Below are 19,652 nucleotides of genomic sequence, written 5' to 3' on the forward strand. Positions count from 1 at the left end.
GAACGGACTCCCTTCGCGTGCGGCCGGGCGGGGCCAGCCGTTGCCATGTGTGACTTGGGACACTACATTCGTATCTACGCATATAACAAGATGCACGACGAAGTCGCCGGGAGGTGTCGTGGCTCGGACCATCACCGCGCTCGAGCTGTTCCAGGAGCTGGCCGACGGCCGGGTCACCGAGATCCTCGACGTGCGCAACATCGACGAGTTCGAGGCCGGCCCGGTCGAGGGCCCCCGCCCCGCGCCGACGCGCAACGTGCCGGTGTACCGGGTCTTCGAGGAGCTCGAGGAGGAGTGCGCGCGGACGCTCGACGACGCGATCGTGATCTGCGGTCAGGGCAACGGCTCCGAGATGGTCGCGGAGGAGTTCGAGCTGCTCGGCAAGACCGTGCGATCCCTGGAGGGCGGCACGGACGCCTGGAACCGCCTGCTCGTCCCGCGCGAGATCACCGGCCTGCCGGCTCCGGTGCGGGTCTGGCAGTTCCAGCGGCCGGCCAAGGCGTGCCTGTCCTACCTCGTCGGGGTGCCGGGCGAGCGCTGCATCGTCGTCGACCCCACTCGGCACCCGGCGCCGTACCTCGACCTCGCGGCCGAGCACGACATGGTCGTGGCGCACGTGGTCGACACGCACGTCCACGCCGACCACGTCAGCGGCGGCCCCGCTCTCTCCGCCCGGCTCGGGGTGGAGTACCACCTGCCACCCGAGGACTGCGGTGGCGTGGTCCCCTTCCCCAACCGCCCGTTGCAGGACGGCGACGTCCTGGATCTCGGCTCCGCCCAGGTCCGGGTCATGAGCATGCACCTGCCGGGCCACACGCCGGGGACCATCGCGCTGCTCGTCAGTGCCGCGGTGCTCCTGGTCGGAGACACCGTGTTCGTCCGCGGGCTCGGGCGACCCGATCTCACCGGGCAGGCCGAGGACCTCGCCCGGGACCTGTTCCGCAGCGTGCACGACCGGCTTCGGCCGCTCGACCCGCGAACCGTCATCGCCCCGGCGCACTGGTCGAGCTCCGAGGAGATCGACGACAGCGGGCTCGTCGTGACCACGCTCGACGACGTGTTCACCGCGACGCTCCTCAACGAGACGGCGATGGACCGGTTCGTGGAGGAGATCGTCACGTCGCTGCCCGCGGCACCGGAGGCCTACGACACCATCCGGCTGGTCAACTCCGGCAGGCTGGCACCCCCGGAGGACGAGGTCGACATCCTCGACGTCGGCCGCAACCAGTGCGCCGCCTCGACGTCGCTGACCTGATGGACACGCCCCGACGCTCCGCCCGGCCGCCGCTCCACGAGGTCGGCGAGCACCCCGACTACCGCTTCACGCTCGCCAACGAGCGGACGTTCCTGGCGTGGGTGCGGACCGCCCTCGCGATGATGGCGGCGGGCGTCGCCGTGGTGCAGTTCATCCCCGGACTGGACGTGGTCCGCCACGTTCTCGGCGTCCTCCTGATCCTGCTCGGCGGACTGCTCGCGGGCGTCTCGTACGAGCACTGGGAGAGGAACGAGCGGGCGATGCGCATGGGCGCGCCCCTGCCCCGCTCCCCCATCCCCGGGCTGCTCGCAGCCGCGCTCACCCTGACCGCGCTGGTCGCCGTGGTGCTGACGGTCGTGGACCTGGTGCGGACGTGAACCCCGACCCCGGCCTCCAGCCGGAGCGCACGGTGATGGCCTGGCAGCGCACCGCACTGGGCATCGGCGGCGTCTCCGCCCTCCTCCTCCACCATGCCGACGGGCAGATCGGCGGGTCGCTCGCCGGTGGTGCGGGGCTGCTGGTCGCCCTCGGCATGCTGGTCGCGGTCGAGCTCCGCCACGGGCGCCTGGACGAGGACGAGAGCTCACCGATGGGCTTCCGAGCCGTCCGCGGGCTCGCCGTCGTCACCGCCGCGCTGTCTCTCGCCTGCACCGTCGTGGTCCTGACCCGGCTCGGCTGAACCCTACAATCAGCAGGGACGCCGGGGGACGAGGTCGGAGGACGCGTGGACGGACAGGTTGCTGCCGAGCTGCACGAGCTGCACGCTCGGGTGTGCAAGGCGATCGCCGACCCCAAACGGCTGCTGATCATCAACGAGCTGCGGGACCAGGAGCTCAGCGTCGGCGACCTCTGCGAGGCGCTCGACATCAGCCAGTCGAACGTCAGCCAGCATCTCGCCATCCTGCGCGAGCGAGGCGTCGTCTCGACCCGCCGCGACGGGACCCGGGTGCTCTACACCCTGCGCGGGACCAAGGTCATCCAGGCCGTCGACCTGCTCCGCGAGTTCCTCGCCGAGGACCTCGCTGACCGGGGACGCCTGGGGAGCGAGATGACCGGCTGACCTCAGTAGTACCAGGGGAAGGGGGACCAGTCCGGCTCCCGCTTCTCCAGGAACTGGTCGCGGCCCTCCTGCGCCTCGTCGGTCATGTACGCCAGCCGCGTGGTCTCGCCCGCGAACAGCTGCTGGCCGACCAGGCCGTCGTCGATCAGGTTGAAGGAGTACTTGAGCATCCGCTGGGCGGTCGGCGACTTGCCGTTGACCAGCCGGCCCCACTCCAGCGCGACCTTCTCCAGCTCGGCGTGCGGGACCGCGCGGTTGACGGCGCCCATGCGGACGCCGTCCTCGGCGGAGTACTCCTGGCCGAGGAAGAAGATCTCGCGCGCGAACTTCTGGCCGACCTGGCGGGCGAGGTACGCCGAGCCGAAGCCGCCGTCGAAGGAGCCGACGTCGGCGTCCGTCTGCTTGAAGCGCGCCTCCTCGGCACTCGCGAGCGTCAGGTCGCAGACGACGTGCAGGCTGTGGCCGCCGCCGGCGGTCCACCCGGGCACCACGCAGATCACGACCTTCGGCATGAACCGGATCAGCCGCTGCACCTCGAGGATGTGCAGCCGCCCGAGCTTGGCCTTGTCGACGGTGTCCGCGGTCTCGCCCTCCGCGTACTGGTACCCGGCGCGGCCGCGGATGCGCTGGTCGCCGCCCGTGCAGAACGCCCACTTGCCGTGCTTGGCGCTCGGCCCGTTGCCGGTGAGGATCACGCAGCCGACGTCGCTCGACGTCCGCGCGTGCTCCAGCACCCGCAGCAGCTCGTCGACGGTGTGCGGGCGGAACGCGTTGAGCACGTCCGGCCGGTCGAAGGCCACGCGGACCGTGCCGTGCGCCTTCGCGCGGTGGTAGGTCAGGTCGGTCAGGTCCTCGAAGCCGGGCACCGCGTCCCAGTCGTCGGCGTCGAAGATCTCCGACACCCCGTCGATCGCGCTCATGGACGCGAGGCTATCGCCGGGGAATGGAGGAGCCCGGACCGGGCATTGACGGGGTATGACTCTCGAAGGCGAGTACGAGCCCAGTCCCGAGCAGTGGGTCCGCGACCAGGTCGCGGAGTACGAGGCGTCGAACGGGCAGCGCGCCAACATCCTGCGGGGCCACCCCGAGTGGCCGATCGTCGTCATCACGTCGAAGGGCGCGAAGTCCGGCAAGCTGCGCAAGAACCCGGTGATGCGCGTCGAGCACGACGGCGTGTACGCCGCGGTCGCGTCGCAGGGCGGTGCCCCGACACACCCGACCTGGTACCACAACTTCGTCGCGCATCCCGAGGTCGACCTCCAGGACGGCGCGGAGAAGCACACCTACCGGGCCCGCATCGCGGAGGGCGACGAGCGCGCGGAGTGGTGGGAGCGCGCGGTGGCGCAGTACTCGCCCTACGCCGAGTACCAGGAGAAGACCGACCGCGAGATCCCGGTCTTCCTGCTCGAACGGGTGTAGCCCGCCCGGCGGGTCGGTCGTTGACCGGCCATGCGCCGCCTGGTCCTCGCCGCCCTGACCGTCCTCGCCCTGGCCACCCCGGCCGCGGCGTCCGCCGCCGACCCGGCGCCGGGCGACCCGGCGTACACCGCCCGGGACGCGCAGAACGTCGCCGACGCCTACGGCCGGATCACCGGCCCGGGCGGGCAGCTGCAGAACCCGGCGTACCTGCCCGCGCTCGTCGAGCAGACGAACGCGAGGTACGTCGACCAGCTGCTCACCCAGGCCGCGTCGCCGGACCACCCCGCGATCACGCCCGGCAACCTGGTCCCCGGCTGGAACGTCGGGAACCCGCTGCGCGCCGGCTGGAGCGGCACCCGCGGCCTCGCGAAGGCGGTGTCGTTCACCAACCGGTACGGCGCGCTGCTGCGCGGCCACGTCTACCGGCCGCTGCCCGGCGCGACCGACCCGTACACCGGCGATCGGCTGCGCCCGCCGTACCCCGGCGTGGTGATCACCGAAGGATCGGTACAGGGCTCCGAGCAGATGTACGCCTGGCTGGCCCAGGACCTCGCGGAGCGCGGCTACGTCACGATGACCTACGACGTGCAGGGTCAGGGCACCAGCGAGACCCTGCCGCACGGCGAGTGCTGCCCGGGGGTGCCCTCGCAGCAGCTGGACAACTTCACGACCGGCACCGAGGACGCCCTCGACTTCTTCACGTCGCGGGCCAACCCGTTCCGCCGGTTCTTCGACCGCTCGCCCGACCCGAGCCCGTTCACGCCGGGCCGCACCACCCGGATCGCGATCGTCGGGCACTCGCTGGGTGCGGCCGCGGTCTCGAAGGTGCAGGGCACCGACGACCGGGTCGCGGCCGTCGTCGCCCTCGACAAGCTCGCCGGGCCGGGATCCGGCGGCGCGCTCGACGGCACGGGCAACGTGCCGACCGTCCCGGCGCTCGCGGTGCAGTCGGAGTACGGCTTCACCGTCAGCCCGTGGTTCCTGTCCGGCGGCAGCTCGCTCGCCCCGCAGCCCAGCCCCGACGGGCCGGACCCGAGGCGCGAGCGGGCGACCGGGTACGACGCCTGGCGCGCCGCCGGGGTCGACTCGATGCTGGTCGTACCCCGGGCCTCGACGCACCTGGAGTACACCGACATCCCGCTGGTCCTGCCTGCCAGCCGCTACGGGCAGGACCTCACCAGCGTCTACGTGCAGCGCTGGCTGGGGCACTACCTCAAGCACGAGCCGGCCGGGCCGCTGCTCGCCACGTCGTTCCGTTACCTCGAGCCCGTGGGCAACGGCGTCTGGAAGCCGGTCCGGCTCGAGCGTGATGACCACCTGAGCTTCTACTACTGCTCGGCCTACGGCTTCCACGCCGGTGACCGGCTCGTGTCGAGCGGGGACATCACGCGCGTGGGCTGCTGATCTGCCATCCTGCGCGGGTGACGACCGATCTCCCCCCAGGATCGGCGCTGCGGCGCTCGGCGCTGGCCGAGCCGGCCGCGAACCCGCCGGGCCGCTGGATCGCGTTCCTGACGCTGACCAGCATCGGCCTGTGGGCCGGCTTCTTCGGCCCCATCCAGGTGCTGCTCGCGCAGCAGGCCGAGGCGATCGACCCCGACCACAAGAAGGTCGTCCTCGCGGTGGTCCTCGGCCTCGGCGCGTTCGTGTCGGTCGTGTGCAACCCGGTGTTCGGCGCGTTCTCGGACCGCACCACGCTGCGCATGGGACGCCGGGTGCCGTGGGTGATCGCCGGCGCCCTCGGCGGGGCGCTGTCGCTGCTGCTGCTCGCGGTGGCCGACAACGTCGTGGTGATGGCGCTGGGCTGGTGCGGCGTACAGGCCACCCTCAACGCGATGCTCGCCGCGGTCACCGCCACCGTGCCCGACCAGGTGCCGGTCGGCGAGCGCGGCCGGGTCGGCGGCATCCTCGCGATCGCCCAGACCGTCGGCGTGGTCGGCGGGACGGGCATCGCGTCGGCCACCGGCAGCATCGCGGCGGGGTACGCCGTGACCGCGGTCGTGCTGCTCGCGCTCACCGTGCCGTACTGCCTGGACTCGCGCGACCTCGCGCTCGCGCCGGACGAGCAGCCGGACCCGTTCGACTGGGGCGCGTTCCTGCGCTCGTTCTGGATCTCGCCGCGCCGGCACCCCGACTTCGCGTGGGCCTGGATCACCCGCTTCCTCGTCAACCTCGGCAACGCGTTGGGGCTGCTCTACCTGCTCTACTACCTGCAGGACGCGATCGGCTTCACCTCCGACCAGGCCGCGGACCGGGTGTTCGTGCTGACCGCGACGTACGCCGCCGTACTGATGGCGACCGCGGTCTCGTTCGGCATCTGGAGCGACCGCAGCGGCAGGCGCAAGGTCTTCGTGATCTGGTCCGGGGTGGTCGGGGCGTGCGCGACGCTGATGCTCGCGGTCGTGCAGACCTGGCCCGCGGCGGTGGTCGCCGCGGTGCTGATGGGCATCGGGTACGGCATCTACACCTCGGTCGACTTCGCGCTGATCACCCAGGTGCTCCCCGGCGCCGAGGACCGCGCCAAGGACCTCGGCGTCATCAACATCGCCAACGCGCTGCCGCAGGTCGCCGCCCCGCCGATCGCGGCGGTGATCCTGCTGACGGTCGAGGCGCTGGGCGGGGTGACGGAGACGAACGGCGACCGGTTCTCGGTCGGCTACTGCGCGGTCTACGCGAGCGCGTTCGTGGCCGCGATCCTCGGCTCGGTGTTCGTCACCCGGATCCGCTCGGTGCCGTAGGCGCCTGCGCCCCACGGAAGCGGCCGGGGCCGCGACTTGCTGGGCAATGCCTGCACATGTCGGCCGAAACTTCGGCCGACAAGTTCAGGTTTCCCCGGTCGACCGGGGAAACCGTCACCCGGCCACCCGGATCAGCTCGGGGCGGCCGCCCGCCGCGCGATCGACATCGCGAGGCCGACCAGGTGGCCGAGGCGGGCGATCTCCGACTCGAGGAACTCCGGCCCGCCGCGGCGGCCGATGACCACGATCTCGGTCTTGTTGAGCTTCGCCGCGACCATGATCGTGTTCCCGTCGGCCTGGTCGAGCAGCGCGGCGCGGTCGATCGGCTGCCAGGCCAGCTCGGACGGCGCGGCCTCGGTCGCGTTCACGATGCCGCCGTCCTTCGCGACCCGCGCCGCCCAGTCGGCGCGGAACGTCACCGGCAGCAGGTCGACCAGCCGGCCGAGCGGGTCGTCGACGTCGGCGGTGATCTCCTCGACCGCCTCGAGGTCGAGGAACAGGTTGCCGCCCGCGGCGTACCGGCTGATCCAGACGACCTGGACGCCGTCCAGCGCGTTGCACGCGGAGACGATCGAGTCGGGCATCGCGCCCGGCGCGGTCTCGAGCAGGACGTCGTCGACCGCGGTGCCGTCGTGGCGGTGCTCGACGATCTCGATGGCCTCGATGTCGCCGCCTGCCATACCGATGGCCGTCGCGACGCGACCCAGCGACCCGGGGACGTCGGGCAGCTCCACGCGCAGCAGGAAGGGCATGCCCCGACCCTAGCCCGGCCAGGTTGCGGCGGTATTTCGGTGGGTCAGGACTCGGCCGGGAGCCCGCTGGACGAGACGGGCGAACGCGAGCGGCGTCCGGTGCGTGCGGTGGCAAGGCCGCCGAGGGAAGGCGTGGCGGGCCACGTCGACCGAGGGGAACGCCGCCAACGCTCCACCGGACGTCGCGCAGCCGCGCGGATCGTTCAGCGGGCTCCCAGCCGCAGGCGCAGCCCGGTGGCGCGCTGCGCGCGGGTGCCGACGGCGGCGCGGACGGCGGCCTCGGTGCCGACCACGCGGACGTGGTGCCGGGCCCGGGTGACCGCGGTGTAGAACAGCTCGCGGGTGAGCAGGCGGGACCCCTCGTCGGGCAGCAGCACCGTCACCCGGTCGGCCTGGCTGCCCTGGCTCTTGTGGATCGTCATCGCGTGCATGGTCTCGACCGCGTCGAGCCGGCCCGGCGCGAACTCCTTGAGCCGCTCCGACCCCGCCACGAACGCCCGGATCCGCCCGTCCCGGCGCACCACGACCCCGGTCTCGCCGTTGTAGACGTCGAGCGCGTAGTCGTTGCTGGTGACCAGCAGCGGGCGACCGACGTACCACTGTCCGTGGACGTCCACGTCGGCGTCCTCGGCCAGCCAGCGCTCCACGAGGTGGTTCCAGCGGCGTACGCCGAACGGGCCCTCGCGGTGCGCGCAGAGCAGGCGGTAGCGGTCCAGCTCGGCCAGTGCCCGGGCGGGGTCCTCGTCGACGGCCGCCCGCCAGACGGCGCCGGCGGCGGCGACCGAGTCGGGCCGCAGTGCCCGCTCGACCGCCTCGTCGTCGGGCGCCTCCACGAACGACACCTGGTCCGACGGGGAGCGCAGCACGGCGAGCACCGCGTCGGCGTCCTCGTCGCGGAGCGCGGCCGCGAGCGCCTTGATGTCCTCCTCGGAGCGGAAGTTCTCGGTCAGGGCGGCGACCGGCGAGTCGGGGCGACCGTCGTACCCGGCGACCAGGTCGCTGAGCACCGCGCCGGCGCCGACCGACGTGAGCTGGCGCGGGTCGCCGACCAGCACCAGCCGGCTGTCGGGGCGCAGCGCCTCCAGCAGCCGGCCCATCATCGTGAGCTCGACCATCGAGGACTCGTCGACCACGACCACGTCGTACTTGAGCCGGTTGGCGCGGTCGTGCCGGAACCGGGTGGCGTTGTCGGGCCGCCAGCCGAGCAGCCGGTGCAGGGTCAGCCCAGCGGGCCGGCCGACGAGCGCGGCGGCCTCGGGCCAGGTGCGGGCCACGGCTTCGAGCTCGGCGGTCACCGCCTCCTGGAGCCGGGTCGCGGCCTTGCCGGTCGGCGCCGCGAGCGCGACCGAGAGGCCGCCGCCGGCTTGGTCGGCGAGCAGCGCGAGCAGCCGGGCGACGGTGGTCGTCTTCCCGGTACCGGGGCCGCCGGTGAGGATCGTCGTCCGCCGGTGCACGGCGGCCACCACCGCGGCCTCCTGCTCGGCGCTGAAGTGCCCCGACCGCACCTTCTCCAGCGCGGCCGACAGCCGCGGCTCGTCGACCGCCGGCGGCGCGAGCGCGAGCCGGGCGGCGAGGTCGTCGTGCACCTGGGTCTCGAGCCGGTGGTAGCGGTCGAGGTAGAGCAGCCCCCTCTCCCAGCGCAGCACACCCGCCTCGACCAGCGGCGACCGCTCGAGCGGCCACTCGTCGGGCCACGCGAGCTCGGGGGCGACGTCGCGCACGGTGGCGAGGTCGAGGCAGACCGAGCCCCGGCGCACAGCGCGGACCGCGAGCGCGACCGCGAGCAGCACCCGCTCGTCGGCCTCGCCGCCGAGCGCGCCGACCCGGGTGGCGACGTGGACGTCGGAGGCGGTGAGGACGCCGGCGGCGTTGAAGTCCGCGAGCACGCCGGTCGCGGTGGTGGCGATCCGCCAGTCGTGCTCGCCGACCGGCTCGAACAGCTCGGTCACGAGGCACCGTCCAGGAGGTCGGACAGGTCCTCGACCAGCGCGACCGGCGGCCGCCACGAGAAGACGCCGCAGGGGTGGCCGTCGACCAGCGGGGTGTCCGGCCCGCACATGCCGCGCAGGTAGAGGTAGAGCACGCCGCCGAGGTGCTGCTCCGGGTCGTACCCGGGCTGCCGCCAGCGCAGGAACCGGTGCAGCACGGCGGCGTACAGCAGCGCCTGGAGCGGGTAGTCGGAGTGGCCCATCGCGGCGGCCAGCGCCTCGGGGCGGTAGGAGTGCGCGGTCAGCGGCTCGTCGGCGGGGCCGAGCCAGTTGGTCTTGTAGTCGACGACGAGGTACCGCGGGCCGGGCAGGCGGAGGACGACGTCGACCGAGCCGGTGAGGTAGCCGCGCAGGGTCTGGTCGCCGAGCGGGCCGGCGAGCTGGCCGGCGTACTCGCGCACGGGGTCGCCGGGCGGCAGGTGCCGCTCCAGCAGCGGTGCGAGGTCGCCGAGGGTGCGGCCACCCAGCGGCAGCTCGAACTCCATCTCGCGCAGCCGGTCGGTCAGCGGCAGCTGCCGCAGGGTGGTGCCGGCGAGCGGGCCGAGCGGCGAGTCGCAGACCGCGACCAGCGCGTCGGCGAGCTCCTCGCGGTCGAGCTCGACCGGCCACCAGCCGAGCTGGTCGTCGATGTGCGCGAGCAGCTCCGCGCGCAGGTCGGGCGCGTCGGGGTCGGTGTGCTCGAGGACGGCGTGCACCAGCGAGCCGAACGTCGCGCCGACCGGCGCCCCGGCCATCGGCGAGGGGAGGTCGCCGGCGACCGGCGCGGCCTCGATCTCCTCGATCGGCTCGACCGGTTCGTCGTCCTTGCCGCTGACCTCGGGCTCGCTGACGACGGTCCCGGCCGGCCCGGTCGCGACGTCCAGCCGGCTCAGCGAGGAGTACGACGCGCGCCGCCACTCGGTGTCCACCTCGCGGGTGAACGTCCGGGCCGCCAGCGCCGGCGGGTCCGGCAGCGGCGGGTCGGCGCCGGGGTCGGCGTGGAGGGCGGGCTCGGGGGCCGGGCCGCCGCGGTCGCGCCATTCGGCGAAGAGACCGATCACGTCGTCGTCGTTCGGGACGGGAGGAGACGGCGGCACATCGGAGCTCTCGACATCGCGCATCAGCACGCGGTGCAGCGGCGAGGCGACGGCGTTCTTGGTGGGCGCCCACCACGCGACGACCTGCGACTTCGCGCGGGTGATCGCGACGTAGAGCAGCCGCAGCCACTCGCCGGCCTCCTCGTCGGCCCAGCGCCGGCAGTGGTCGGCCCAGTCGGCGCCACCCCCGCCGACGTTCAGGCAGCGGATGCCCTCGTCGTCGTGGAACAGCGGGCGGGTCGGCTTCGGGACGAACCGGTCGGCGAGCGCGGGCAGGTAGACCACGGGGTACTCCAGCCCCTTGCTCGCGTGGATCGTCACCAGCTGCACGGCGGCCGCGTCGGAGTCGAGCCGGCGGGTGCGCTCGACGCCGCGGCCGGCGCGGCCCTCGGCGACCTGCTCGCGCAGCCAGGTCAGCAGCGAGACCAGCCCGTGCCGCTCGGTGAGCGTGACCTCGTGCAGCGCCTCGCCGATGTGCCGCAGGTCGGTGAGCCGGCGGTCGCCGCCGACCTCGGCGAGCACCCGCTCCGGCAGCCCGGCCACGTTCGCCGCCTCGAGCACCGCAGCGACGCCGCGGTGGGTGAACAGCTCCACCCAGCCGCGCAGCGTGTCCGCGACCTCGTCGGTCAGGTCGTCGCCGCGCGCGTCGAGCTCGGCCGCGGTGCGGCCGAGGAAGCAGGTGAGGGCCGCCGACCGCACGCGCGCCGACCGGTGCGGCTGCTCCAGCGCCTCGAGCAGCGTCAGCCACTCGACCGCGGCGGGGGTCGCGAACACGCTGCCGCCGCCGGCGATCACCGCCGGGATCCCCTCGGCGAGCAGCGCCTCGCGCACGTCGGCGAGGTCGGCGTGCCGGTAGCTGATCACCGCGACGTCGCGCGGCCGGATCGGCTCGCCGCAGTACGTCGCCCCCGAGGCGAGCAGCCGGCGTACGTCGAGCGCCAGGTCCCGCGCGATGTGCGGACGGACCTGGCCGACGGTGAGCATCGCGCTGCCGCTGCGGCGGAACGCGTCGCGGCGTACCACCCGCACCCGGAACGGGTTCGGAGCCGGCGCTCCGGCCAGCCGGCTCTCGCCGTGGTGGGCCTCGACGTCGCGCACGACGATCCGCTCGTCGCCGAGCGCGGCGCCGGCCATCAGCCGCTGGAAGGAGTCGAGCAGCGGGGCGTCGCTGCGCCAGTTGACCGACAGCGTCTGCCGGGTCGTCGCCGTCTCGGCGGCCTGGAGGTACGTCGTGACGTCGCCGCCGCGGAACGCGTAGATCGCCTGTTTCGGGTCGCCGATCAGCACCATCGTCGCGTGGCCGGAGAACGCGCGGTCGAGCACCTGCCACTGCACGGGGTCGGTGTCCTGGAACTCGTCGACGAGCACGATGCTCCACCGGGCGCGCATCCGCTGGGCGGCGGCGCCGTCCTCGTCGGCGAGCGCGTCGGCGAGCTGGGTCAGCAGGTCGTCGTAGGACAGGATGCCGAGCCGCCGCTTGCGCCGGTCGAGCTCGGTGCGGACCGCGTCGGCGAAGCTGACCCGGCGGCCGACCGGCGTGCTGCGGTCCTCGGCCGCGGGCTCGAGCCGGGCCTGCGGGTCGCCGACCGCGGCGCGCGCGATCGCCAGCGCCTCGGCGCGGGTGAAGACCGGGCCGCCCTCGTCGAACGCGAACGCGCGCAGGTAGAGGTCGTCGACGGTCTCCTTGACCAGGTCGTCGAGGTCCTCGACCAGCCGCGCTCTGGAGTCGGTGTCGCCCGCGACCCCGAGCGAGTCGAGCACCATCGAGCAGAACTGGTGGGTGGTCGCGATCGTCGCGCCGTCGAACCCGGCCAGCGCCTCGGTCACCCGGCGGTGGCCGAGCCGGCGCCGCTCGGGGTCCCACGACCGGAGCAGGTCGACCAGCACCGACTCCCCGACGCCGCTGGCGGCCGGGTCGTCGGACAGCACCCGCTCGGCCTCGACCAGCTGCGCGCGCACCCGCTCGCGGAGCTCCTGGCTGGCGGCGCGGCCGAACGTCACGACCAGCATCTGCTCGAGCCGGGCGTGCCCCTCGGCGACGTAGCGGGTGACGAGCGCGCCGATCGTCCACGTCTTGCCGGTGCCGGCGCTGGCCTCGAGCAGGACCGTGCCCGAGGGCAGCTCGTCGGTGATCCGGAACGGGGTCACAGCGGCCCCACCCTCTCGCCGCCGGAGAGCAGCGGCTCCCAGACCCGCCACGCGTGCGTGCCGAGTCCGGCGTCGACGAGCACGTCGAGCGGCGCGCGGGCGCCGTACACCCGCTGGTGGTGGACGTCGGCGTCCTCGCCCTCGATGCCGAACTGGTTGAACGGATCGGTCTCCCACTCGCGCAGCGCGGCGGCGTACGGCGGGGTGTCCTGCCCCATCAGCTCGCGCACGTGCGCCTCCGCCCAGGCGGCGCCGGTCTTCACCGGCAGCGGCAGCGGCTCGCGCAGCCCGAGGTCGCGCAGTTCCACGAGGTCGCGCAGCCACTCGACCGCGCGGTGGTCGAGCGGACCGGACAGCGCGCGCTTCGGGCCGGCGCGGTCCTTGCCGACGGCGTGGGCGGTCCAGTGCTCGTCGGGGTACGTCGCGCTCAGCGCCAGCAGGTCGACCCAGGTCTGGAGCCGCTGGCGGGCGTTGAGCCGCGAGTAGCCGAGCGAGACGACCCGGTTGCCGTAGACGCCGGGGACGGTGCCGGTCAGCCGGCGGCCGCCCCCGAGGTCGACGTCCACGTCGACCGAGCGCCGCTCGCCCGCGCGCAGGTCGGCGGTGCGCGCCCAGAGCCGCTGGCACTCCTCCACGACCTCGTTGAGGGCCCGGGTGCCGAGGCCGCCGGGCGGGAGCGTGCCGCTGAGCTGCTCGGCGGTCATCACCGCGACCGGGTCGTGCCCGGCGAGCAGCTCGCGCAGCAGCCGGTCGCCGATCTGCCACTTCTCCAGGCTGTCCAGCGTCACCGGGATCGCGTCGGCGAGGTCGTCGGGCTCGAACGGGGTCGCGACGTCGAGCCGCTCGCGCAGGAACGAGCGGACCGGGTGGACCAGGAACGCCTTGAGGTCGGCGAGTGACACGTCCTCCGTCGCGCGGGCGGGCAGCGGCCCGGTGAGAAGCGGCGGCGGCTCCCGGCGCACCGACCACGCGGAGCGGGCGCCGGCGAGCGCCGCGGCGTCGAAGCTGAACGGCCGCGCGGGCTCGAAGTTGCGCGCGTCGTACGGCTGGAGCGGGTGGTGGGTGAGGACCCGGTCGCGGACCGGCTCGGCGGTGGTGCGGTCGGCGGCGTCCAGGATCTCGCCGAGGGGCACGGCGGGCGGCCGCCGCGCGCCGGACTGCTCGTTCGCTCCCGTGTAGGTGATGACGAGGTGCTCGGTGGCGGCCATCACCGCGTCGAGGAGCAGCTGCCGGTCCTCGCTGCGGGCGTCGCGCTCGCCGGTGAGCGGGCGCCGGCCGAGCACGTCGTCGCCGTCGACCGCGGCCGCGCGCGGGAAGACGCCGTCGTCGAGGCCGACCAGGCAGACCACCCGGTGCGGCACCGAGCGCATCGGCACCATCGTGCAGACGGTGAGCGTGCCGGTGCGGAAGTTCGCGCGGGTCGGCCGACCGGCCAGCCGGGACTGGAGCATCGCGCGCACGTCGGAGAGCCGCAGCTCGATCTCGCCCTCGTGCGAGGACGCCGCCGCGCGGGCCAGCTCGCGCTCGAACTGCGGCAGCTGCCACGCGTCGTCGTCCGCGACGTCGGTGAGCCCGCGGACGCCGTCGCGCAGGCAGGCCGTCCAGTCGGCGACCGTGCGCGCCGCGGCCAGCCCGGTCAGGCAGGTGTCGAGCCGCTCGACCAGCTCGGCGAGCCGGCCGGCGAGGTCGATCTCGTTGCTGCCGACGTCGTCGAGCGGCAGCCCGCGGCCGAGGTGGCGGTGGTCGTCGCCGCTCATCGCGACGCCGAGCAGGATCCGGTCGAGGCCGGTGCGCCAGGTGTTGTGCGGGAACCGCTCCATCCGGAACGCCGCCCGCGACTCCTCGTCGAGCCCCCACCGCACGCCCGCGCGGGCGACCCAGCGACTGACCCGGTCGAGGTCGTCGTCGGTGAACCCGAACCGCCGCCGGCACGGGTCGCTCGCCGCGAGGTCGAGCACGTCGGCCGCCGTCACCCGGCCGCCGGACAGCTCCAGCAGCGAGCCCGCGACGGCGAGCAGCGGGTTGGTGCTGGTGAGGGCGCGGTCGGCGAGCTTCACGCGCAGCAGGTGCGCGGGGTGCCCCTCGGCGGTCGCGAGCCCGAAGCCGGCCGAGATCAGCGGCGCGTAGGTCTCGATGTCGGGGCACATCACGAGGATGTCGCGCGGCTCGAGCGTCGGGTCGTCCTGGAGCATCCCGACCAGCACCTCGCGCAGCACGTCGATCTGCCGCGCCGCGCCGTGGCAGGCGTGCACCTGGAGCGTCCGGTCGCCGTCGGCGAGGTGGCGGCCCGCGCGCTCGTCGTACGACGGGGCGTGGTTGGCGCGCAGGTCGTGCTGGAGCCAGCCCAGCATCGTCGTCGGCGCGAGCGCCTCGACGGGAACCAGCTCGGCCGGGATGCCGTCGAGCGTGCGCCGCAGCTCGCGGGCGTCGCGGCCGAGCGAGGCCAGCAGCGGGTGGCCGACCCGGTCGGCGGAGGTGTCCTCCTCGCGGGGGACCACGCCGCCGAGCCCGGCGAGCGCGTCCCAGAGGTCCGGCGAGGGCTGCGGCAGGTAGAGGTGGACGTCGCGGTGCTCGCCGAGCGCGACCAGCAGCTCGACCTCGGTGACCGGGATCCGGGTGTGGCCGAACAGCGACAGCCGCCCGGGCAGCGGCAGCCCGTCGCCCCCGGCGCGCAACGCGGCGAGCGTCTCGGCGTGCCGGACGTCGGGCGGGGCTGCGTCGACCCGCGGCAGCACCCGGCGCCACAGCTCGGCCTGCCAGCGCAGGTCCGCGGCCAGGTCGCCGTCACTCTGCCCGCTTCCGGCCTCCCGCCAGCCGGTGATCAGCGACGGCCGCTGCCGCGCGTACGACGCGAACAGCCCCGCCAGCCGGATCGCGACCGAGTAGCGGCGGTTGCGCCGCATCTCGCCGTCCAGGTGCGCGGTGAGCGTCTCGAACCCGGCCTCGCCGACGCAGTCGTCGATGGTCGCGAGCACCGGCCAGACCAGCCGCTCGGGGTCCCACGGGTCGTCGCGCTCCCGGCCGAGCAGCAGGCTCACCAGCGAGTTCGGGTTGAGGAACCGCACCCCCGCGCAGACCCCGTCGCCGCCCCGCGGGCCGGTGCCGAGCCGGTGCGACAGGCGCTGGGTCAGCCACCGCTCGACGCCCCGCGCCGGCACCACCACGACCTCCTCGGCGAACGGGTCGTCGAGCGGCGTGGCCAGCAGCTCCCCCAGCCGGTCCGCGAGCGCGTCGGTGCGTGCGGCGCGGTGGAGCTGGAGGGTCACGCGGGGCACCTTACGGCGAACCGGGGACACGGGCTCACCGCGTCCCTACGCTCCTTGAGCATGAAGCGTTTCCTCCTCCCGGCCGCCGGCCTGTCGCTGGTCGCCGCGGGCTTCGGAGCCGGCCTCGCCGTGTCCGCCACCGCCGCGGACGACGCCGCCCCCGTCACCGTGACCCGCCAGTCCCTGGCGGAGGTCAAGAACCCGACGGGCGGCCACGGCCGCACCCTCGGGCTCAGCAAGGTCGTCGTGATGCCCGGTGCCGAGCTGGCCCCGCACCACCACCCCGGCTCCCAGCTCGGGTACGTCGCCGAGGGGGTGCTCACCTACACCGTCGACACCAAGCGGGCGCGGTTGATGAAGGGCCCCGGCGACGCCGCGACGCTGGTCGAGGTGATCAAGCCGGGGATGACGGTCAAGGTGCGTCCGGGCCACTGGCTGGTCGAGGAGCAGGGCGAGATCCACCACGCGACGAACGCCGGCGACGTCCCCGTGGTCATCTACCTCTCGACGCTGTTGAAGAACGGCGAGCCCGCGGCGATCCCGGACCCGCCGGAGACGGTGCCGCCGCCGCGCGACTGACGCGAGGTCTCGCCGCGTCGGCTGCTGGGAACAGCGGTCCGGGCCTGCCCCGGAGCGCGGGTGGGTACGTCCCCGGCATGACCGAGCAGCAGCCGACCAGCGAGACCCTGACCAACGCGGACGACCCGCTGCGCCGCTCGCGCACCAGCGGCGCCTGGGTCGGCGTCGTCGCGGCGGCGGTGCTGCTCGTCCTGCTCGTGGTGTTCATCGCGCAGAACACCCAGGACGTGCACATCTCGTTCCTCTGGGTCGACGGCACCGCGCCGCTGTCGGTGGCGCTGCTGATCGCGGCAGCCACCGGCATCCTGCTCACCGCCCTGGTCGGCACGCTGCGCATCCTCCAGCTGCGCCGCCGCATCCGCCGCGACCGGCACTGACCGGCGCCCGCCGCCGGGACGTCATACGGACGGTGTGTCCCCCTCCACTGTCCGTATGACGTCCTCGGGGCGCAGCGGTCAGAACGGGTACTGCGCCGGCTCGCCCCGCATGGTGATCCACCGGGTCTCGGTGAACGCCTCGACGTTCGCCGCGGCGCCGCCGAAGCGGGAGCCGGTGCCCGAGGCCCGCACGCCACCGAACGGCGCCACCGCCTCGTCGTTCACGGTCTGGTCGTTGATGTGCACGATGCCGGTGGGGATCTGCTCGGCGACCGCGAGGCCGTGCATCACGTCCTTGGTGACGATGCCGAGCGAGAGGCCGTACTCGCTCTCGCCGGCCAGCCGCACGGCGTCCTCGACCGAGGAGACCCGGGTCACCGGGGCGACCGGGCCGAAGACCTCCTCGGCGAACGCCGGGGACGTGAGCGGGACGTCGGCCAGCACGGTCGGCCGGTAGAACAGCTCCTCGTACGTGCCGCCGGACGCGACCCGGGCGCCCTGGTCCGCGCTCGCGCTGACCATGCCGTGGATCTTGTCGCGCTGGCCGGCGTCGATGACCGGGCCGAGCGCGACCTGCTCCAGGTGCGGGTCGCCGACCGGGAGCTTCCCGGCCTTCTCGGCGAGGCCGGCGACGAAGTCGTCGTACACGCGGTCGGCCACCAGGTGCCGGCCGGTCGTCATGCAGATCTGGCCCTGGTGGAGGAACGAGCCCCACGCGGCCAGGTTCACCGCGGCCTCGACGTCGGCGTCGTCGAGCACCAGCAGCGCGGAGTTGCCGCCGAGCTCGAGGTGCGCGCGCTTGAGGTGCTTGCCGGCGAGCTCGCCGATCCGGCGGCCGACAACCGTCGAGCCGGTGAACGAGATGACCCGCACGTGCGGGTCGGTGATCAGCGCCTCGCCGACCTCGGGGCCACCGGGCAGCATCTGCAGCAGGCCCGGCGGCAGCCCGGCCTCCTCGAAGATGCGGGCCAGCAGGGTGCCGCCGGTGACCGCCGTGCGCGGGTCGGGCTTGAGCAGGACGGCGTTGCCGAGCGCGAGCGCCGGCGCCACCGAGCGGATGGCCAGGATGATCGGGACGTTGAACGGGGCGATCACGGTGACCACGCCCGCCGGCACCCGGCGGGCCATCGACAGCCGCGGCTGCTCGGTCGCGAGCAGCTCGCCGACCGGGCGGCCGGGCAGCGAGGCGGCCTCGTAGCACTCCTCGGCCGCGACGTGCAGCGCGAAGCCGGCGATGGCGGGGACGGCGCCGACCTCGCGGATGTTCCAGCCGGTGATCTCGTCGGCGTGTTCGAGCCAGAGGTCACCGGCCTTGCGGAGCACCGCGGCGCGGGCGGTGTACGGCAGCGCGGCCCAGTCGCGCTGCGCCTCGGCGGCGGCGGCCGCGGCCTCGGCGACGTCCTCGGTGCTCGCCGAGCCCATCCGGCCCAGCTCGGCGCCGGTCGCCGGCTCGAGGACGGCGTAGTCACCCGCGCCGCCGGGCTGCCAGCGGCCGGCCTTGAAGATGTTTCCCTGCCAGTCGACAGAGTCCAGGAGTGCCACGCGCGTTCCTTCCGTTGGTGAGCCAGCACGATGCGGTCGAGCATGCGTCGCGGGACCGTGTCGGTCAACGAGGACCGACACGAGCCCTTCGGCCCTGCCGCCGGCGACCATCCTGACGCACGATGGAGACATGACCCGGAAGGCGGCCCTGCCCGCCCTCGTCCTCGCCCTGGTCCTGGCCGCGGCGTGCGGCGGTGCGGCCGCGCCCGCGCCGTCCTCGTCACCCTCCCCGTCCTCCACGGCGCCCCGGCCCGCGCCGGCCGCCGCTCTGCGCGTGGGCCACCTGGCGTGGGTGTCCGTCTCGGTCGCGACGCTCTGGCGCTCGCCGTCCTCGCCCCGGGCGGTCGACGCGCCGGCGCTCGGGCGCCCGGTCCGGATCGAGAGGTGGCTCGGCGCGATGACGCTCACCGAACGGCGCGCGCTCAACGGCCGCGCCGACACCCAGGCCCTGCTCGGCGACCGGGTCCGCGTCGTGGACCTGCGGCCCGGCTGGGCGAAGGTGGTGGTCCCCGACCAGCCGACGCCGCTCGACGCCCGCGGCTACCCGGGCTGGGTGCCGAGGCGGCAGCTCACCGCGGTCCGGCCGGTCCGGACCCCGCGCGTGGCGACCGTCGTGGAGCGGACGCCGTGGCTGCGCACCGGCGACTCCGCCGCCCGGCCGCTGTTCCGCGTCAGCTTCGGCACCCGGTTCCCCCTCGCCGCCGCCGGCCACCGGTACGTCCGCGTCCACCTCCCCACCGGCGGCGTACGCCGGATCGCCCGGGCCTCCGTCGCCCTCCACGACCGCGGCACGCCCGCCCTGCCGACGAGCCGGACGGACCTGCTCGTCAGCGCGACGTCGTTCGCGGGGCTGGACTACCTGTGGGCCGGTGCGTCCGGCTTCGGCGTCGACTGCTCGGGCCTGACCTGGCTCAGCTACCGCGTGCACGACGTCCGGATCCCCCGCGACGCGTCGGCGCAGTGGGCCGCCGGGACGCCGGTCGCGCACCCTCGTGTCGGGGACCTGCTGTTCTTCGGCGACCCCGTGCACCACGTCGGCTTGTACGCCGGGCGCGGGTCGATGGTGCACGCGCCCGGCACCGGCCAGCAGGTGCAGATGGCGCCCGCGGCTCGCGACGACTTCGCCGGTGCCCGCCGGCTGCTGCCCTGACGGCGCCGGGCACGTTGGGGTGCCCCGGCACACTGGAGACATGATTGGTTTCCTGGTGGCCGGCCTGATCATCGGCGCGCTCGCTCGCCTGCTCAAGCCGGGCCGGCAGAACCTCGGCCTCCTCGCGACCCTCGGTCTCGGCCTGGTGGGATCGCTGATCGGCGGCACCATCGCGTGGCTGCTCGGCACCGGCAGCATCTGGGAGCTCAACGTCCTCGGGTTCGTGCTGTCGGTCGTCGCCGCCGTCCTGCTGGTCGGCACCGCCGAGGCCGTGGCGGGCAAGAACCGCGCCGTTCGCTAGT

At 74.3% G+C, this 19,652-nt stretch carries 17 protein-coding genes; 11 read left to right on the forward strand and 6 right to left on the reverse strand.

What is annotated here, in order from left to right:
* Nucleotides 1-118 precede the first annotated feature (118 nt).
* From ABD086_RS16120 to ABD086_RS16135, 4 genes are read left to right on the forward strand one after another with little or no spacing between them, the layout of a single operon-like run.
* A complete protein-coding gene (locus ABD086_RS16120; RefSeq protein ID WP_343908596.1) occupies nt 119-1,255 on the forward strand; it encodes an MBL fold metallo-hydrolase in 1,137 nt (378 codons plus the stop codon).
* Complete coding sequence (locus ABD086_RS16125; RefSeq protein WP_343908597.1) at nt 1,255-1,632, forward strand: YidH family protein; 378 nt, start codon at nt 1,255-1,257, stop codon at nt 1,630-1,632. The genes ABD086_RS16120 and ABD086_RS16125 overlap by 1 nt, the downstream gene beginning before the upstream one ends.
* Nucleotides 1,629-1,934: a DUF202 domain-containing protein gene (locus tag ABD086_RS16130; RefSeq protein ID WP_343908598.1), complete on the forward strand. Its 306-nt coding sequence runs from the start codon at nt 1,629-1,631 to the stop codon at nt 1,932-1,934. Before ABD086_RS16125 ends, ABD086_RS16130 begins: the two co-directional genes overlap by 4 nt.
* Nucleotides 1,935-1,979: 45 nt before the next feature.
* Nucleotides 1,980-2,315 carry an ArsR/SmtB family transcription factor gene (locus ABD086_RS16135; protein ID WP_343908599.1) on the forward strand — a complete coding sequence of 112 codons (336 nt, stop codon included), beginning with the start codon at nt 1,980-1,982 and terminating at the stop codon, nt 2,313-2,315.
* 2 nt (nt 2,316-2,317) lie between these two features.
* Here ABD086_RS16135 and ABD086_RS16140 read toward each other — a convergent pair whose 3' ends face one another.
* A complete protein-coding gene (locus tag ABD086_RS16140; RefSeq protein ID WP_343908600.1) occupies nt 2,318-3,235 on the reverse strand; it encodes a 1,4-dihydroxy-2-naphthoyl-CoA synthase in 918 nt (305 codons plus the stop codon).
* Nucleotides 3,236-3,290: 55 nt separating this feature from the next.
* Between ABD086_RS16140 and ABD086_RS16145 the strand changes: the two genes are divergently transcribed.
* Genes ABD086_RS16145 through ABD086_RS16155 form a run of 3 tightly spaced genes read left to right on the forward strand, consistent with a single transcriptional unit; the run spans nt 3,291 to nt 6,472 of the window.
* Nucleotides 3,291-3,734 (forward strand): nitroreductase family deazaflavin-dependent oxidoreductase, encoded by a 444-nt coding sequence (locus tag ABD086_RS16145; RefSeq protein WP_343908601.1) that lies wholly within the window; start codon nt 3,291-3,293, stop codon nt 3,732-3,734.
* A 30-nt stretch (nt 3,735-3,764) separates the two neighbouring features.
* Nucleotides 3,765-5,138 carry an alpha/beta hydrolase gene (locus ABD086_RS16150; protein WP_343908602.1) on the forward strand — a complete coding sequence of 458 codons (1,374 nt, stop codon included), beginning with the start codon at nt 3,765-3,767 and terminating at the stop codon, nt 5,136-5,138.
* A gap of 17 nt (nt 5,139-5,155) precedes the next feature.
* Nucleotides 5,156-6,472 carry an MFS transporter gene (locus ABD086_RS16155; RefSeq protein ID WP_343908603.1) on the forward strand — a complete coding sequence of 439 codons (1,317 nt, stop codon included), beginning with the start codon at nt 5,156-5,158 and terminating at the stop codon, nt 6,470-6,472.
* Between the two features lie 131 nt (nt 6,473-6,603).
* On the opposite strand, the gene ABD086_RS16160 is transcribed toward ABD086_RS16155, so the two are convergent.
* From ABD086_RS16160 to recC, 4 genes are all read right to left on the reverse strand, one after another.
* A complete protein-coding gene (locus ABD086_RS16160) occupies nt 6,604-7,224 on the reverse strand; it encodes an ACT domain-containing protein (protein ID WP_343908604.1) in 621 nt (206 codons plus the stop codon).
* 203 nt (nt 7,225-7,427) lie between these two features.
* Complete coding sequence (recD, locus tag ABD086_RS16165) at nt 7,428-9,173, reverse strand: exodeoxyribonuclease V subunit alpha (RefSeq protein WP_343908605.1); 1,746 nt, start codon at nt 9,171-9,173, stop codon at nt 7,428-7,430.
* Nucleotides 9,170-12,436, reverse strand: a complete 3,267-nt coding sequence (locus ABD086_RS16170) for a UvrD-helicase domain-containing protein (protein WP_343908606.1) — start codon at nt 12,434-12,436, stop codon at nt 9,170-9,172. The genes recD and ABD086_RS16170 overlap by 4 nt, the downstream gene beginning before the upstream one ends.
* Nucleotides 12,433-15,702 carry an exodeoxyribonuclease V subunit gamma gene (recC, locus tag ABD086_RS16175; RefSeq protein WP_343908607.1) on the reverse strand — a complete coding sequence of 1,090 codons (3,270 nt, stop codon included), beginning with the start codon at nt 15,700-15,702 and terminating at the stop codon, nt 12,433-12,435. Before recC ends, ABD086_RS16170 begins: the two co-directional genes overlap by 4 nt.
* 60 nt (nt 15,703-15,762) lie before the next feature.
* Between recC and ABD086_RS16180 the strand changes: the two genes are divergently transcribed.
* Entirely contained in the window at nt 15,763-16,281 is a 519-nt protein-coding gene (locus tag ABD086_RS16180) for a cupin domain-containing protein (RefSeq protein ID WP_343908608.1), read from the forward strand.
* A 77-nt stretch (nt 16,282-16,358) separates the two neighbouring features.
* Nucleotides 16,359-16,658 (forward strand): lipopolysaccharide assembly protein LapA domain-containing protein, encoded by a 300-nt coding sequence (locus tag ABD086_RS16185; RefSeq protein WP_343908609.1) that lies wholly within the window; start codon nt 16,359-16,361, stop codon nt 16,656-16,658.
* A 78-nt stretch (nt 16,659-16,736) separates the two neighbouring features.
* Here the strand turns inward: ABD086_RS16185 and ABD086_RS16190 are convergent, their stop codons facing one another.
* Nucleotides 16,737-18,200: a benzaldehyde dehydrogenase gene (locus ABD086_RS16190; protein WP_343908610.1), complete on the reverse strand. Its 1,464-nt coding sequence runs from the start codon at nt 18,198-18,200 to the stop codon at nt 16,737-16,739.
* A 130-nt stretch (nt 18,201-18,330) separates the two neighbouring features.
* On the opposite strand from ABD086_RS16190, the gene ABD086_RS16195 reads away from it, so the two are divergent.
* Together ABD086_RS16195 and ABD086_RS16200 are read left to right on the forward strand one after the other, a co-directional pair.
* Nucleotides 18,331-19,350, forward strand: coding sequence for a C40 family peptidase (locus tag ABD086_RS16195; protein WP_343908611.1), 1,020 nt, complete (start codon nt 18,331-18,333; stop codon nt 19,348-19,350).
* Nucleotides 19,351-19,390: 40 nt separating this feature from the next.
* The gene (locus ABD086_RS16200) at nt 19,391-19,651 is read left to right on the forward strand and encodes a GlsB/YeaQ/YmgE family stress response membrane protein (RefSeq protein ID WP_343908612.1); all 261 of its coding nucleotides are present in this window, start codon (nt 19,391-19,393) and stop codon (nt 19,649-19,651) included.
* The last annotated feature ends 1 nt before the right edge of the window (nt 19,652 follow it).

This window comes from Nocardioides aquiterrae, assembly GCF_039526625.1.
Classification (GTDB): domain Bacteria; phylum Actinomycetota; class Actinomycetes; order Propionibacteriales; family Nocardioidaceae; genus Nocardioides; species Nocardioides aquiterrae.